We start from the raw sequence: 16472 nt of genomic DNA on the forward strand, positions 1-16472 counted from the left end.
TACACTATAATAGTTTGACAGTAGACTTTTATACATTGGTGATACACTTTTGTAATTTGACAGTCAACTTTTGTACTTTGGAAGTAAACTTTTATACTTTGACAGTTAGCTTATATTCTTTCATACCTAGGCTTAATACTTTGATTTAAACCAAAACACCTTACTTGACGGTTTCAAGTAAGGTGTTTTATAAATACGCTTCGATAAAAGCCGCATAGCGAACAGAACGTACAAGTGTAGATGCTTCGTAAACTCAGCACAGGCTACACAGAAGCCAAATGTAGTACTACTGCTAGTTACATAAAAATACTTCGCACCTATGCCCTACCGCTTTGCTGTATGCTATTGGTTAGTTCTTCGTTGAAATTGTGGCTGTTGAGTAAATCTTCTAGCGACAAATGCATTCTGTAACGCCAGTAAAACGGTGTAATGGCGGGCACATTGATGCGCTCATCATTAGGGTTTTGTCTGCGAATGCCTTCGTTGATGCCAAGCAAATCTTGCAATTGAAAAATACTCCACATAGCCGGTGAATACAAGTGCTGGTTGATGATGGCTTTGTTGAGCCAGCCGCTGCAAAATGTAGGCGCAATGCCCCACTGCCCTAGCTGATGGTTGAAAAATTTCTGTATGCGTGGTTTGTCTTCTTCCCACCAACCACGAATGGTGCTCATGTCGTGGGTAGATGGCGTAACCACGCTGAGGTAAGGCGCATCGTTGGGGTGAAAAAATTCGGTGGCAGGGTCTTTAGGCATGCGCTGAATTTCTAAACTGAGCAAGCCTAGTTGCTCCATTACATCTGACACGCAATCTGGCACCAAGCCTAAATCTTCGCCACAAATGAGCATATTGGTGGTACGCTTTAAAGCTGGTAATTTTTGTAGGGCTTCTTCTTTCCAAAAAGCATCTTGGCGGCGGAAGAAATAGTTGACATACAAGGCATTGAGTTTTTCCTGTGTATCGCTAGCCAATTGCTTAAACGATGTGGTATGTGCCATTGAAAAACGGAAATGAAATTGCTGGCCATTACTGCCTTCAACTTCAAATAAAATCACGTTGCTGATTAAGTCATACAAATGTTGCTTAATCACTTGGTTAAAATGCGATGCTTCTTGTGCGGCAAAATATTGCTCAACCTTGCGCTGTGTGTTAAACTCAGTTTTTAACGTATAGTTACCAAAGCCATCGTAATGCAAAAAGTTGTCTTTAATGTAGTCGTTGTTATGACCGCAAATATCCCATAAAGAACCTTCGTTGATTAATGGTTTGGTGTAGCGTTGCAAATCGAACCAAATACCACGTTCGTTAAACTCATTTTTAAACACAGGAAATGCTGGTACAAAATAGCCCATAATGCCTTCAACCGCATGTAAAGGAATGCTCCAAATGCGGAAGAAACCAAGAATATGGTCAATACGAAAGGCATCGAAATAGTGGCTCATTTGCTCGAAACGTTGTTTCCACCAGGCAAAGCCATCTTGTTTCATGCGCTGCCAATTGTAGGTAGGAAAGCCCCAGTTTTGGCCTTTAACGGCAAAATCATCTGGTGGTGCGCCTGCTTGTAATGCCATGTGAAATAACTCTGGTTGCTGCCAAGCATCTACACTATCACGGTAAATACCAATGGCAATATCGCCCTTAACCACCACACCATTTTGGTGGGCATATTGTGTAGCAGCCTTTAATTGTTGGTGCAAATGAAACTGTACGAAATAATTGATAGCCACGGCATCGTAAGTAGGTGCGGCTTCATCTACCAAAGCATCAATATCTGCTTGTACAAATTGGTTATTGGCAGGCCATTGGGTAAATACAGGTGAACCATATTGGTCACGGTAGTAACAGAAGCTAGCATATGGCACTAGCCAATGTTTGTTTTGCTGAAAGAAGGCTTTGTATTCAGCACTCTTAAAAGTAGCTACTTTTTGTAGTGGATATAACTGCCTAATAATAGCTGTTTTTGCCGCCATTACTGCTTCGTAATCTACATCAGCTAAGTAATTGATTTGCCTGCGCCGTTCTTCATAAGCAGTTACAATGTGTTGATTAGCTGCATCAGCAACTTGCGATACATTCAAGTAAATAGGATGCAATGCAAATGCAGAAATAGCTGCATAAGGGTAAGAATCCATCCACTTATAAGTAGCTGTAGTATCGTTTATTGGTAAAATTTGGATGAGCTTTAAGCCTACTTTTTTAGCCCAATCTACCAGCAAATGCATATCGGTAAATTCACCTACACCAAAGCTTTTGTTAGACTTTAAACTGAATACAGGTATAGCCACACCTGCGCCTTTCCATTGGTTATTAGTCAATATAGCAAAGCCATCGTTTACAATGGTTTGCCTGCTTTTAGAGGCTTCGTTAAATAGCAATCTGTTGCTGCCGCCTTCGTAGTATGCAAATTGTTTTTGCTCTACGTTGTACACACCATATTTGTAGCTTAATGGAAAAGTTGCGGTAGATAAATCAATAGCTGCTTCGTAATACGCATCGCCCTCTGCCCTACGCATCAATATTGCTTTTGAGGCGTCCCATTTACCCAAAGCTTTATCATTACCTAGCAAACAAAGTGTTTGTCCTTTAGCAAGCAAAGGTGCTTTTACTTTAAAAATGTGTGTCGCTTTTTTAGGTGCTTTAACGGCAACATCGGTATGATTAGCTTTTAGCAATACTTCTTGAAATGGCACTGTATAAAATGCATTTTCAAAATAACCTGCGTGATTCCAAGCATCAATAATTACCACATCATTTGTGGTGAATGCTGCTGGATTAAAGGTTTTATCGTTACCCCAATCTGTTACAGTGCTGCCATCGCTATTTTTAAGAACGTAATTGTAAGTAATTAACGCATCAATATTGGCTAGTTGCGCTTCTGTAAAACTTACCGACCAGAAATTACCATCTTGGTATTGCATTGGTACGGCTTTATCAAGAGAATGATTGCCTAATAATTCGTGATTACCTGTTATATATAAAGTTTGACCAAACTGAGTACGATACCGAAGTTTAAAGGTTAGTTGTAAAGCCATTGCTAAGTGTTTTCTGTTTCAGACAATCGTTAGAAATTGTTAGGTACAGCAATTAAAATTGCCATATCTAACAAATAATGTGTAAAAAAAACACATTAAAACGATAATCCCAATTTTTTTTCTAAATCTTCAATAACAAGCAACGGATTTTTTAGGATAAAGACGGCTGCGAAACACAACCATAAAGACTTTGATGGTCACGAAAATAGGGAAACGTAAGTAAAGATTTCGTAATTATTTAAGCAAATAGATTTTATAAAGACACTTTATTGCATAAAAAAGGGCTGCATTGCTGCAACCCTAATTACCAATCAAACACAACCAATCTTTAATAATCTTAATTCCTTACCAATATTTATAACCTATCAATTTTGCTAGTTCAACTTTTGCTAAACACAATTGGTATTGGTATTGCAACTTGGTTAACTCTGCACGTTGTACATTGGTACTAGCATTGGTTAACTCTAAATTGGTACCTACACCATTTTTAAAACGTGTAGCAGCTATGGTTTGTGCGTATTTAGCTTGTTCAATTTGGCCTTGTGTATTTTTAATACGTTCAAGGTTAGATTGCACATCGGCTAAAGCCTGTTCAAGGTCTTTTTTATAATTGTTGTTAAGCGTTTCAATGTTTAGTTCATTTTGCTTTACCAATGTTTCAGACAGCTTTACTTGCTTTTTGGTTTTACCGCCTTCGTAAATTGGTATGCGTAAAGCCACACCAGCATTGTAGTTAAAACGAATTTCTCCCACTTTAGGTACATAACCGTTTTTGAAACCTGCACCTGCACCAACACTTACGGTTGGTTTATCGCCAAGCTTACTAATGGCAACATCGCTTAAGGCTTGCTTAATTTTATCTTTCGCCAAAATATAATCTACATTGTTAGCTTGTGTTTCAGCTAAAGCAGCGTCTACATCTTTTAAAGCCACTTCAAAGTCGAAAATATTACCGCTAGATTGCTTAGAACCTGTGGTATAGGCTAATAAGTTTTGTTGTTTTTGAAGACTGTTTTGAAGGTCTACTTTGCGGTTTTCTTCAGCATCTATTTGTGCTTTTATGTTTAGTTGGTCAAACTTTAACGCATCACCATTTTGGTATTTGTTATCAATAACCGTTTTGTTTTCGGCTAAAAAACGCAACACACTATCTTGAATAGCGATGGCATGTTGAAGGTAAATGATGTTGTAGTAAATAGTAGATACTTGTGTAGCCAATTGGTATTTTACAGCATCAACATTGTGTTCTGCCAATAAAATATCTGCTTTTGCTTTTTCGATGTTGGCTTTTAAGCGACCAAAATCGTATAAAGTGTAACTAGCACCAACATTTGCATCAACATTGTGTACTGGTGCAAACTGAAAGTTTTCGCCATTGATAGGAATTTGAATTTTAGGCTCTACAAAACGGTACGATAAGTTACCATCTACAGTAGGTGTATTGGTACTTACCACATCAAGCTTTTGTTTTGCTGTGGTAACGGTATTTTCTACTTCCTTAATTTTTGGGTAATAAGTGAAGGATTTATTAATGAGACTCTTTAACTCACTGTTAACCTGCACTTGCGCTTGTAAGCCACTAGCAGCAAGGCTTGTAAAGAGGGTGATGAAAATTAGTTTTTTCATTGTTTTATGTTTTAATGTTCTGTTGTTCTGGGTTTTGTTGTTTTGAGTTCTATGTTTTGTGTTCTGCGTTTATAGTCAGATGTGTTGTTACTAATCATGACGAACAAAGAACAAAACGATGCAGTGTGGACGCAACGATGTAACATAGTAGTACAAAAGCTGGTTACATACATCTTCTAATGCGCTTCTGACGCGGCTTTCATGGCTGCGGCGGCTTCTTCTTTAGTTTTCTTTTTTACCTTTAAAAAGGCTACCAAAGGCAAAACGATTAAGAAGAAAATACCGATTAAACGAAACGTATCGAGATAAGCCAAGTAATACGCTTGACGCTCTACAGTACCATTCAAAATGCCCAAAGCCTTACCTGCGGCTGTTGCAGCATCGCCAGTACGTGCAATAATACCCTGTGTTATGGTATTCAAACGCTCGGTTAAAGCCGGCGAACCACTAGGCATAGCACTTACAAGATTGCTTCTATGATTGGCATAACGATTAGACACATAGTTATTGGCCATAGCAATACCAAACGCACCACCAAGCTGACGAATCATGTTGTTTAAACTAATACCTGTGGCGTAATCTTTTGGCTGTAAACCAACCACAGCTTGATTTATAAGCGGTAGCTGACAAAATGCAATACCCATGGCACGAACCAATAGTGGCAAAAAGAAATCGCTTTTACCAACATCTGGGCTAACACTTGCACTCATAAAACTGTACACAGAAAACAAGATATAACCGAGAATTACAAATGGTATGGGCGAAACGCCTTTACTCATCAACCTACCAATTATTGGCATTAAAATAACAGCTGCTAATGTTGGTAATAGCAAGGAAGAACCTGTTTCGTAGGCTGTGAAACCTAGTACACGCTGCGCTAATACTGGATAGATGAATACAGAGGTGTACAAGCCAAAACCTGCTACGAACGTGAACACAGTAGTAAAAGCGAGGTTACGATTGCCCATTACTCGAAGGTTTACCGCAGGCTGCTTAATACTGAGTTCGTAAAAGATAAAGGCTATTAAACCAACAGCAGCGATGACAGAGCAAACACGAATAATTTCGCTACTAAACCAATCTTCGCTTTCGCCACGCTCAAGTACAAATTGCAAGCAACCAATACCAGCCATCAGTAACAGAATACCAGTGTAATCAATTTTTATGCTCTCTTTCTTTTTGCCCTCACCTTCTTTTTTATCTATAAATAAGAAGGATAAAACTGTAGCGATAATACCAATTGGAATATTAATCATGAAGATTAATGGCCAAGAAGCATGGTCTATAATATACCCACCAAGTGTAGGGCCAAGTGTAGGCCCAAGAACGATACCCATACCAAACAACCCTGAAGCCATTGGTCTATCTTTTGGTTCAAAAGCATCGAACAAAATAGCTTGAGAAGTTGATAATAAAGCACCACCACCAATACCTTGTATAAAGCGCCAAATAATAATTTCAATTAAAGAATGCGACTGACCACACATGTATGAAGCCAACGTGAATATGATCATTGAGACGATGTAATAATTTTTTCGTCCGAAATAATCACCTAAAAAACTGGTGAGCGGAATGATAATAACGTTAGCAATTGCATAAGATGTAATTACCCAACTAATATCCTCGATGCTTACACCCAAACTACCACTCATATCGTTCAAAGCCACATTTACAATGGAAGTATCTACTAATTCCATAATTGCAGCGGTGATAGTGGTAATAACAATTATCGCTCTCGCAAAACCTTTAGGGGTTGCCATTCGATTTATAATTTATGATGTACGATTTACGATTTGATATTCTTATACTATCGGAAATTTCAAATCAGAAATCTCAAATTGTTTTTACTTCTTTGCCACTACGTACACACTTAAGCCAGCACGTAAAATATTTTTGTACTTAGCCACATCGTTAATCCAGATTTTTACTGGTACACGTTGGGTTACTTTCACAAAGTTGCCACTGCTGTTATCTGGTGGTAATAGCGCAAATTTTGCACCTGTTGCATCGCTAAGGCTAGCTACTGTACCTGTAATTTTTTCATCAGGAAAAGCGTCTACACGTAGTTCTACCGTTTTGCCTGGTGTTAAAGCAGCAATTTGGTTTTCTTTAAAATTGGCAACAACCCAGTAAGTACTATCGTTTACAATAGAAAACAAGGGTGTACCAGCTTGTATAAATTGTCCTTCACTCACATTCTTCTTACCGATTTTGCCAGCTTGTGGTGCGTATACTTTGGTGTAAGTCAACTTTAATTTTACTTGATCAATCTTGGCTTGCTTAACAGCCATAGCTGCTTCTGCTTTTTTTACAGAAGATTCTAAAACTGCGATACGACTTTGTGCAGAACCTAAATCGTTTTTACTGTTGTCTGTAGTTTTAAGAGATGCTTCGTAGTTAAACTTGCTGTCGTCTAATTGTTTTTTGGTAATGGCTTCAGCAGCATACAAAGCTTTGTCTCTATTGTAATCTGCTAAGGCTTTGGCTTGTCTTACATCGCTTAAATCAATATTGCCTTTGTTTACTTTTAGCGATACAATGGCATTGTTTAAAGCCGCTTTAGCATTAATAATATCTACTTCTGCTTGTGCATAATCTGCAGTTAATTCTTGTAATTGACTTTGCAATTCTGCATCATCTAATTCTACTAATAATTGCCCTGTCGTTACACTATCGTAATCTTTCACGGCAATGCTTTTTACATAGCCAGCTACACGTGGTAGTACTGGTGTAATTTGTGTTTCAATCTGTGCATTATCGGTGCTTTCGTGTGTTAAAGCAAAACTGATTTGCTTATAACCAAAATACCCACCTACTAATAATACAACGCCTAAAATGATAGGGCGAATTGGGAAACCTTTTTTTTGATTTGGTGCTTGTTCCATCAGTTAAATTGTTATGTTTTGATATTATTGATTGATTAATAAGTGCGATTGCATCATTTGTTGAATGTGCTTTACCAATCGCTTTTTAAATGCTTCATCTGTGTATGGCTCGTAATCTTGTGGCTTTTCCATTAGTTGGTTACACATGTTTTTCGACATCATTATTTGTGTAATAGAACCAATAATTGATGCCACTGTTAACATTGTATCAACTTTTTTAAATACCTTTTTCTTAATGCCATTTTCAATAATCTTAGCAAAGTTTTTAGTGTTTCTAGCAAATGTGTTTGTCAGTAACTGATTCAAATTCTCCCTATTGCTGCCCATTAATTCTTTGTACAAAAGCTTGTGAAAATTTGGGTTAGACACAATCCTGTTCACATAATCCTCTATCAAAGCGTTCACTTTATCTATTTCAGAAATAGAATTATTGGCATTTAATTCCTCTATTCTGTCCTTCATATAAGCAGCCTTCTCTTCTATTATTGCTTCCATCAACTTCTCTTTACTACCAAAATAGTAATTCACCATTGCCACATTTACATCGGCCACTTTTGCCAAGTCTCTAATACTTGTTGCCTCAAAACCCTTATCTGCAAAGAGTTGCATGGCATGACTTATAATATGTTGCTTCTTATCTACAGCCATTGGTTTTATAATTTGATGGGACAAAATTAAACAACTGTTTAAAACCAAACAAACGTTTAATTAATTTTTAGTAACAATTTCTATTTTCGAAAGTTCACAACTGGCTTTACTTTCTTAAAATTTAATCTTATGGTAATACAGCTTGCCTCAACTTTGATAGTTGTACTAACCAATAATTATGCAGGCCAAACAATTTGGAAACGATTTTTTATGGGGCGTTGCTATTGCCGCTGCGCAAAATGAAGGTGCTTACAATATTGATGGCCGTGGCTTATCTATTTGGGACGCTTTTGCAAGACGCCAAGGCAAAATAAAAGGTGGTGATAAGCCCTTTGTGGCCTGCGATTTTTACCACCGCTATAAAGATGATTTGCTACTTGTAAAAGCACTTGGCTTTAAAGTATTTCGCTTCTCTATTTCATGGAGCCGCATTTTACCAGAAGGAATTGGTAGAGTAAATAAAGAAGGCATTGCCTTTTACAACAAAGTGATTGATGAATGTTTATTGCTAGGCTTAACGCCTTATGTAACCCTGTATCATTGGGATTTGCCACAAGCTTTAGAAAAAGAAGGCGGCTGGGCAAGCCACCAATTATTAAAATGGTTTAACCGTTTTGCAACAGTTTGTGCTGAAGAATTTGGTGACCGTGTAAAAGATTGGATTGTACTGAATGAACCCATGGGCTTTACAAGCCTTGGCTACATGATAGGCAAACATGCGCCTGGCAAAATAGGGCTTGAGTATTTTTTACCAGCCGTACACAATGCAGTAATGGCGCAAGCAGAAGGTGGTAGAGTATTAAGAAACTTGGTGTCTAAAGCACACATTGGTACAAGCTTTTCGTGTAGTGAGGTGATGCCTCTTACTAACAGAGATATAGACGTGCAAGCTGCAAAACGTGCAGATATTTTACTCAATAGATTGTTTATAGAACCTACACTAGGCCGTGGCTATCCAAGCGATGTCGATTTTCCATTAATTGACAAGTTGGTATTGCACAATAAGGCATGGAAATACACCGATAAAATGACTTTTAACTTCGACTTTATTGGTGTTCAGAACTATTTTGCTTTAACGGTAAAACACAATCCATTGATACCTTATGTACAACTGAGTGAGGTTAACGCAAAAACCAGAAAAGTACCTACTACCGATATGGGCTGGGAAATAAATGCAGACAGTTTTTACCGCATGATTAAACGCTTTTGGCTATACGGTAGCGTTAAAGAAATCATCATTAGCGAGGGCGGTGCATTTTTTAAAGACACATTGGTAAATGGCGTTATTAACGATGCGCACCGCATACAATACTTTCAAGATTATTTACAGGCTATGCTAAAAGCCAAGCATGAAGGCGTGAATGTAAAAGGCTATTTTGCCTGGACCTTGATGGATAATTTTGAATGGAGCGAGGGCTACAAAGCTAGATTTGGTCTAGTACATGTTGACTTTAAAACGCAATTACGCACCATTAAAAACTCAGGCTATTGGTGGAGGAGTTTTTTAACGAAATAGTCAGTTCTTAATACCACAAATTAGTACGAATTACACGAATTGTTTTGCTAAAAAGATACATCGCAGTTATTCATTCCCCTTTAGGGGCTAAGGGGTAACTATTTCGCATCAAACCACACCTTGTTTTTGTTATCTGCCTCTGCATTGTAGTTTATAAAAAGTTCCTCGCCTTTTTTAATAGGCTTTACCACTTTAATAGTCATTAAGTTATTATCAAAATCCATTTCGTACTCGCAATTGGCGCTGTAACTGTGGTTGTACATGCTGATGTAACCAAGTGCTAGTGCGGCTTTCTTACGTGTTGGTCCCCATTCAAATACATAGTTGTACAACATGGTTTCTGCTAGATGCAAATACTCTTTGCCAGTGAACACCAATACTGGCGAAATTTCTACAATGGTGCCTACTTTAAATGCCTTGGTGGTAAATACGCCCTTGCCGCCTTTACCACCCTTTTCTGATGGTGCTATTACTAAGTCAGGTAAAATCATAGTGGTAAAAATAAGTGATACATTGATAACAACATACAGTTCTTTAAAACCACTAATCGGCGTAAATTGCACCCCATGAGTTTAGAATTTGAAAATGAGGACATTATGGAGCAATTTGAAAACGTAATTGCTACCGATGATAAGCTACAAATTGCCGACTTTTTAAACGATCAGAACATAAGCGATGTTGCTGAGCTAATAAACGAATACCCTGAATACGAGGCACATATTATTGGTAATATGGCCATCCATCGTGCCGCTAGCGTATTTAAAATTCTAGACATTTCTCAGCAGAAAGACATTGTAAAAGAACTACCCTCTTTTAAAACCGCTGAGCTACTAAACGAATTACCGCCTGATGATAGAACCGACTTTTTGGAAGAACTACCCAAAAATGTGATTCGTGATTTAATAAAACTACTTGACCCAGAAGAGCGTAAAATTACCCTTACACATTTGGGCTATCCAGAAGATAGTGTAGGCCGTTTAATGACGCCTGACTATGTGTATGTGTATGAGCATAATACCATTGAAGAAGTATTTGTAACTATTAGGCGCTTTGCCAAAGGCAGTGAAACCATTGATGTAATTTATGTCATCAACGAGGCTGGCGAACTGATAGACGATATAAGAATTAGAGATGTGATTTTGGCCTCGCCAGATAAGCTTGTGAGCGAAGTAATGGACGACCGTGTGGTAGCCCTAAACGTTACTGACGACCAAGAACATGCCAGTCAGGTATTTAAAATGAATAACCGTGTGGCCCTACCGGTTACTGATGATAACAACATTCTACTAGGTATTGTAACCATAGATGATATGCTTTGGGTAGCTAATGAAGAGTTTAGCGAAGACATACAAATGATTGGTGGTACCGAAGCCTTAGATGAGCCTTATTTGGACATTGCACTACACAAATTATTCCGCAAGCGCATAGGCTGGCTAGTAGTTTTGTTTTTGGGAGAAATGCTCACAGCAACAGCTATGGGCTACTTTCAAGGCGAAATAGAAAAAGCCGTAGTGCTTGCCCTTTTTGTACCATTAATTATAAGTAGTGGTGGTAATAGCGGTAGCCAGGCAAGTACTTTAATTATACAAGCCATGGCTGTAGGCGATATAAGCCTTGCAGATTGGTGGCGTGTTTTAAAGCGAGAATTACTTAGCGGTGTAATGCTAGGTGGTGTGCTTGGTCTTATAGGTTTTATACGTGTAGTAGCGTGGCACAGCATCTCGCCAGCCATGTATGGTCCACATTGGCTAATGATTGCTTATACTGTAGGTTGCAGTTTATTAGGTGTGGTTTTGTGGGGCACGCTCAGCGGCTCTATGTTGCCCATTGTACTTAAAAAACTCGGTGCCGACCCGGCCGTATCTTCTGCCCCATTTGTTGCCACATTGGTAGATGTAACTGGCTTGGTAATATATTTTAGTGTGGCCTTATTGTTTTTAAGCGGTACGTTGTTGTAAGTAGGTTGCTGGCTACAGGTTACTAGTTGCTAGTTTTATCAAGTAGTATTTCCCTTTGGTTACTGCTTTTCTACTACTATTTAGCAGTTATTGCGTCGCACTACCGATAGCGGCTGTACAATATTTGCTGTGCTCTACGAAATTTTCAGTCACAGGTGTTCGAAACATCTAAAATCCCGTAAGGATTAAATATTTGTAGAAGCATTTATACCAATTTGTTCGACCCCTATGGGGTTAAAGATGCTGTTTATTCACAAATTGGCTATAAATATTTCACTCCGATGGAGTGATGAATTATGGTTTCGAATACTTATAACTTGCAGTTTCGTAATTGTTTACTATTACTTTCGGCAATATTGTATTGTTGCTAAAAGCAACTTAATAGTACTTGCGAAACTACAAATTTCACTGAGCTACTACGTCAATAGTTGTGTAATTTGTCCAATGATAACTGGTGTAATTGCATTGCCTGCTACACTTTCTAATAATGCCCTTACAGTTTTTAGTGATTCTGTTATTATAATATTTTTAGGTCGTGGTGATTGCTGTTGAATTTCCAAAGTTTGAATTTCACTTATCAGTTCTCTATGTAAGTCAGTAGAGATTTCTAAAGTGTCTTGAATACTTTTTAATGAATTAATTACTCCTTCTAGGTCAGCAATTTTATTGTTATCAAAATGGTAGTTTATTGTAGAGTTGGTTGTTGATTGTTGCAAGGTAGAATTTTGCATTGTACCAATGTTAATAATATTTATTGGCAAAAAGTGTTCAGTCGGTTTGTCGGGACTATCAAGTGCCTGTTCTACTTCTTTAATACCCCAATGTGTCAATGCAATTCCTCCACCTAAAGCTCTCGGCTCAATTAAGTTTTCGCCAGTTAAATAATCAACAATTTGACTTGTTTCGTTTCTATCAAGTTTTAATTCTTCGCCAACTTCCCACATATTAAACATCGCACCACTGTCGCCATTAGAGTCTGTATAAAGTAGTTTTAAGAATAAAAATCTGTTTATTTTCTTTTGTTTTAAATCTGTTGTCATTTACTTCTATAAATTTAATTATTTACAATTTTTGGTTTCTTAATTAGTAATTTTTGACTAGGTTAATTTCTAGTCAAAAATTATCCCCTGCAATATACACACTTTCTTCTATGGCAAATAGCCTTTTACCACCATATTTCGCATTTGGAACTAAGTCTTAGATGTGGTGAGTTATACTTTTCTTTCCCTTACCCTAATTTTAAAATAGCTGTAGCTTTTAACTACCATTTTTTTCAAGTTGCAATTGTACTTGTAAGTGAGAATAAATTATTGTAAGCTTTGGTAGCAAGCGCCTTTCTTTTAAAATTTGGCTCGTATGCTTATTTGCTAAATGGGTTAGCCTATTTATTTGTATTCTTCAAATAAAAAGTATTAAAATACTACTTTGAAGTATTAAAACACTACTTAAAAGTATTAAAATTATAATTGTAAGTATTAAAATAATACTTTTAAGTATTCGAATTATATCTAAAAGTATTAAAAATATATTTTAGAGTATTAAAACAATACTAATGAGTATTAAAATTATACTTTCTTACAGTTAAATATCTGTGTGGTATTAACCAGCTTTTTCTGATAGGTTTCAATATGCTCGTTTACGGCATTTTGAAAGTTTAGATTTATATAAAAAACCGCCAAAGCCGCTAAAGCTTTGGAGGTTTTTTTTATGAATTTACTGCAATTAAAAACTTTTCTATTAGAGCCATCTATGATAATCATACTAACTAAAAACTCATCTAAGTTTATAAATGTTTCTCTCGTGCCATGAATGAGTAGTGCCATAGAATTTTATTTGTAATAAAACTAAGTGATTGAATAATAAAATTTCAAAGTGAGTAGTGTTTTTTATCTCATTCTTCTTACACCAAATTTTCATTTTGGGTATAAGTTTTAAACTTTAATAGGTATTGTTTAAAAATATGGGGCTTAATTTGCAAAAATTTTGCGCAGCCTAATCGGTCTTGATTTTTCGATAATCATTTTATCATTAAAATCACGCAAATCACAAATAGCAAATCTCAAATCATAAATCAGTAATGGCTACTACACAACAACCTGCAATTTTAGTTTTGGCCGACGGGCACGTTTTTCATGGTAAAGCTTTTGGCTTAATAGGCACTACCACTGGTGAAATTTGTTTCAATACCGGCATGACGGGCTATCAGGAAGTATTTACAGACCCAAGTTACACTGGTCAGGTATTGATTATGAACAATGTACACGTGGGTAACTATGGTGTAAAACCTACCGATGTAGAAAGCGACACCGTAAAAATTAGAGGCTTAATAGCTAGAAATTTAGAAGAATTGTTTAGCCGTTTTCAAGCAATAGGCTCGTTAGATAAATACTTGGTTGAGAATAAAATTGTAGCCATTGAAGATATAGATACAAGAGCTTTAGTAGCCCATGTACGTGAAAAAGGTGCTATGAACTGCATTATCTCATCTGAAATTTTAGATGTAGACCAATTAAAAGCACTACTAGCAAGCTGCCCTAATATGGATGGTTTAGAGCTTGCTAGCACCGTAAGTACCCAAACAGAATACGAACTAGGCGATATAAATTCTGCCATCAAAGTATCTGTACTAGATTTTGGTGTGAAAAAACATATTTTAAACTGCTTAGTAGAGCGTGGTGCGCATGTACGTGTGCATCCTGCAAAAACACCTTTGGCTCGCTTAAAAGAATTTAACCCTAACGGTTATTTTATTTCAAATGGTCCAGGTGACCCTGCTGCTATGCCTTATGCAGTAGCAACCATTAAAGATATTTTGCAAGAAGAAAAACCTGTGTTTGGTATTTGTTTAGGTCACCAATTATTGGCTTTGGCAAATGGTATTCCTACGTTTAAAATGCACCACGGTCACAGAGGTTTAAACCACCCTGTAAAAAATATTATTACTGGTAAATGTGAAATTACCACACAAAACCACGGTTTTGGTGTAGACCCAGAAGCGGTTAAAAACCACGAAAACATTGAGGTAACACACTTAAACCTAAACGATAATAGCATAGAAGGTATTCGTTTAAAAAACAAGCCTGCGTTTAGCGTACAATATCACCCTGAAGCAACACCAGGCCCACACGATAGCCGCTACTTATTTGATGATTTTGTGGCTATGATGACCGCTAATTAATTTTATAGAACGCAGATTATCATGCTTGTCAAGATAAAACAAGATTTATCATCAAAATCATGAAAATCTGCGTTCCATACCTTCGCTAGGTTAATTAGTTTAATCAGCGGTTATATTTGTAACATGAACTTGAAGTCTTTGTTGGCAAAACCATTTGCCAGCTACATCCATAAAAAGATTATTAAAGAATCGCACACGGCCTTGCAAGACCAAGAAGCGATTTTTAAAAACTTACTAAAAGTTGGTAGGAACACTGTGTTTGGTAAAGACCACCAATTTGAAAATATTCACTCTCACAGCGATTTTACCAAAGCTGTACCCATAAGAGATTACGAACAAATTAAAGACTACATCGCTCAAATAAAAGATGGCAAGCACAATGTATTGTGGAAAGGCAAGCCTATTTATTTAGCCAAAACTAGCGGCACTACTAGCGGTGTAAAATATATACCCATTACTAAAGATTCTATACCCAACCACATAGATACAGCACGTAATGCTTTGCTGTGCTACATGGCAGAAACTGGTAACCATGCTTTTGTAAAAGGCAAAATGATTTTTTTAAGCGGCTCGCCAGAGCTTGAACGTATTGCAGATATTCCTACAGGTCGTTTAAGCGGTATCGTTAACCACCACATACCTAAATATTTACGTACCAATCAATTACCTAGTTATACCACCAATTGTATTGATGATTGGGAAACAAAACTAGATGCGATAGTGGGCGAAACCATTAACCAAGATATGACGCTAATAAGTGGCATACCACCTTGGATGCAAATGTATTTTGACAGATTGGTAGAACGTAGTGGCAAAAAAATAAGCGAACTGTTTCCTAATTTTAGCGTGATGGTGCAAGGTGGTGTAAACTTTGAACCTTACAAAGCCAAGCTATTTGATAGTATCGGTAAAACGATTGATGTTGTAGAATTGTATCCTGCAAGCGAAGGTTTTTTTGCATTTCAAGACACACAAAAAGCACCAGGTTTATTGTTAAATACCAATAGCGGTATCTTTTTTGAATTTGTGCCTGCGGCAGAAATTTTTAATGAGCAGCCTACACGTTTAACGCTGAAAGATGTAAAACTAGGCGAGAATTATGCTTTAATCATTAACAGCAATGCAGGTTTGTGGGGCTATAATATTGGCGATACTGTAAAATTTGTAAGTCTTAATCCGTACAGAATTGTGGTTAGTGGTCGCATTAAGCATTTTATATCTGCTTTTGGTGAGCATGTTATTGGCGAAGAAGTTGAGTATGCTTTATTAAATGCAGCTAAGCAATTTGGTGTAAATGTGATTGAATTTGCAGTAGCACCATTTATACAACAAGGCGAAGGTAAAAGCTACCACGAGTGGTTAATAGAATTTGAAACGCCACCAACGGATATGGAAGCTTTTTCGCTACAAGTTGACGCCAATTTAAGAGCTAAAAATGTGTACTACGATGATTTGATTGGTGGTAATATTTTACAAACCTTACAAATTGTACCTGTTCGTAAGCATGGGTTTATAGATTATATGAAGCATATAGGTAAGCTAGGCGGGCAAAACAAAGTGCCACGTTTAAGTAACGATAGGCAATTGGCAGATGATTTGAAAACATTCTTAACGTCTTCTTTACTTTAG

12 protein-coding genes are annotated in these 16472 nt (G+C 37.1%); 4 read left to right on the forward strand and 8 right to left on the reverse strand.

Annotation, left to right across the window (positions count from 1 at the left end; genetic code table 11):
• Nucleotides 1-317: 317 nt before the first annotated feature.
• The 5 genes from ACT9TX_RS12350 to ACT9TX_RS12370 form a co-directional block, all read right to left on the reverse strand.
• Nucleotides 318-3032 (reverse strand): 4-alpha-glucanotransferase, encoded by a 2715-nt coding sequence (locus ACT9TX_RS12350; protein ID WP_481338602.1) that lies wholly within the window; start codon nucleotides 3030-3032, stop codon nucleotides 318-320.
• 345 nt (nucleotides 3033-3377) lie between these two features.
• Entirely contained in the window at nucleotides 3378-4658 is a 1281-nt protein-coding gene (locus ACT9TX_RS12355) for a TolC family protein (RefSeq protein WP_481338603.1), read from the reverse strand.
• Nucleotides 4659-4834: 176 nt separating this feature from the next.
• Nucleotides 4835-6418, reverse strand: a complete 1584-nt coding sequence (locus tag ACT9TX_RS12360; protein ID WP_481338604.1) for a DHA2 family efflux MFS transporter permease subunit — start codon at nucleotides 6416-6418, stop codon at nucleotides 4835-4837.
• An 84-nt stretch (nucleotides 6419-6502) separates the two neighbouring features.
• Complete coding sequence (locus ACT9TX_RS12365) at nucleotides 6503-7543, reverse strand: HlyD family secretion protein (protein WP_481338605.1); 1041 nt, start codon at nucleotides 7541-7543, stop codon at nucleotides 6503-6505.
• 24 nt (nucleotides 7544-7567) lie between these two features.
• Complete coding sequence (locus ACT9TX_RS12370) at nucleotides 7568-8191, reverse strand: TetR/AcrR family transcriptional regulator (RefSeq protein ID WP_481338606.1); 624 nt, start codon at nucleotides 8189-8191, stop codon at nucleotides 7568-7570.
• Nucleotides 8192-8369: 178 nt separating this feature from the next.
• Between ACT9TX_RS12370 and ACT9TX_RS12375 the strand changes: the two genes are divergently transcribed.
• Entirely contained in the window at nucleotides 8370-9707 is a 1338-nt protein-coding gene (locus tag ACT9TX_RS12375; RefSeq protein ID WP_481338607.1) for a GH1 family beta-glucosidase, read from the forward strand.
• A 98-nt stretch (nucleotides 9708-9805) separates the two neighbouring features.
• Here ACT9TX_RS12375 and ACT9TX_RS12380 read toward each other — a convergent pair whose 3' ends face one another.
• The gene (locus tag ACT9TX_RS12380; protein ID WP_481338608.1) at nucleotides 9806-10270 is read right to left on the reverse strand and encodes an SET domain-containing protein; all 465 of its coding nucleotides are present in this window, start codon (nucleotides 10268-10270) and stop codon (nucleotides 9806-9808) included.
• A gap of 3 nt (nucleotides 10271-10273) precedes the next feature.
• Between ACT9TX_RS12380 and mgtE the strand changes: the two genes are divergently transcribed.
• Nucleotides 10274-11665, forward strand: coding sequence for a magnesium transporter (gene mgtE, locus ACT9TX_RS12385; RefSeq protein ID WP_481338609.1), 1392 nt, complete (start codon nucleotides 10274-10276; stop codon nucleotides 11663-11665).
• Between the two features lie 416 nt (nucleotides 11666-12081).
• On the opposite strand, the gene ACT9TX_RS12390 is transcribed toward mgtE, so the two are convergent.
• A complete protein-coding gene (locus tag ACT9TX_RS12390) occupies nucleotides 12082-12705 on the reverse strand; it encodes a hypothetical protein (protein ID WP_481338610.1) in 624 nt (207 codons plus the stop codon).
• A 525-nt stretch (nucleotides 12706-13230) separates the two neighbouring features.
• A complete protein-coding gene (locus ACT9TX_RS12395; RefSeq protein WP_481338611.1) occupies nucleotides 13231-13488 on the reverse strand; it encodes a hypothetical protein in 258 nt (85 codons plus the stop codon).
• 254 nt (nucleotides 13489-13742) lie between these two features.
• Here ACT9TX_RS12395 and carA point away from each other — a divergent pair, with 254 nt between their 5' ends.
• On the forward strand, nucleotides 13743-14843 hold the full coding sequence (gene carA, locus ACT9TX_RS12400) for a glutamine-hydrolyzing carbamoyl-phosphate synthase small subunit (protein WP_481338612.1): 1101 nt from the start codon (nucleotides 13743-13745) through the stop codon (nucleotides 14841-14843).
• 123 nt (nucleotides 14844-14966) lie between these two features.
• Nucleotides 14967-16472, forward strand: a complete 1506-nt coding sequence (locus ACT9TX_RS12405) for a GH3 auxin-responsive promoter family protein (protein WP_481338613.1) — start codon at nucleotides 14967-14969, stop codon at nucleotides 16470-16472.

The sequence above is a fragment of the Parasediminibacterium sp. HNIBRBA5674 genome, assembly GCF_056745525.1.

Coding starts and splice junctions, on each gene's coding strand:
- ACT9TX_RS12360 (WP_481338604.1), bottom strand. CDS start 6,418: ATGGCAACCCCTAAAGGTTTTGCGAGAGCGATAATTGTTATTACCACT.
- mgtE (WP_481338609.1), top strand. CDS start 10,274: ATGAGTTTAGAATTTGAAAATGAGGACATTATGGAGCAATTTGAAAAC.
- ACT9TX_RS12365 (WP_481338605.1), bottom strand. CDS start 7,543: ATGGAACAAGCACCAAATCAAAAAAAAGGTTTCCCAATTCGCCCTATC.
- ACT9TX_RS12390 (WP_481338610.1), bottom strand. CDS start 12,705: ATGACAACAGATTTAAAACAAAAGAAAATAAACAGATTTTTATTCTTA.
- ACT9TX_RS12405 (WP_481338613.1), top strand. CDS start 14,967: ATGAACTTGAAGTCTTTGTTGGCAAAACCATTTGCCAGCTACATCCAT.
- ACT9TX_RS12350 (WP_481338602.1), bottom strand. CDS start 3,032: ATGGCTTTACAACTAACCTTTAAACTTCGGTATCGTACTCAGTTTGGT.
- ACT9TX_RS12395 (WP_481338611.1), bottom strand. CDS start 13,488: ATGGCACTACTCATTCATGGCACGAGAGAAACATTTATAAACTTAGAT.
- ACT9TX_RS12375 (WP_481338607.1), top strand. CDS start 8,370: ATGCAGGCCAAACAATTTGGAAACGATTTTTTATGGGGCGTTGCTATT.
- carA (WP_481338612.1), top strand. CDS start 13,743: ATGGCTACTACACAACAACCTGCAATTTTAGTTTTGGCCGACGGGCAC.
- ACT9TX_RS12355 (WP_481338603.1), bottom strand. CDS start 4,658: ATGAAAAAACTAATTTTCATCACCCTCTTTACAAGCCTTGCTGCTAGT.
- ACT9TX_RS12370 (WP_481338606.1), bottom strand. CDS start 8,191: ATGGCTGTAGATAAGAAGCAACATATTATAAGTCATGCCATGCAACTC.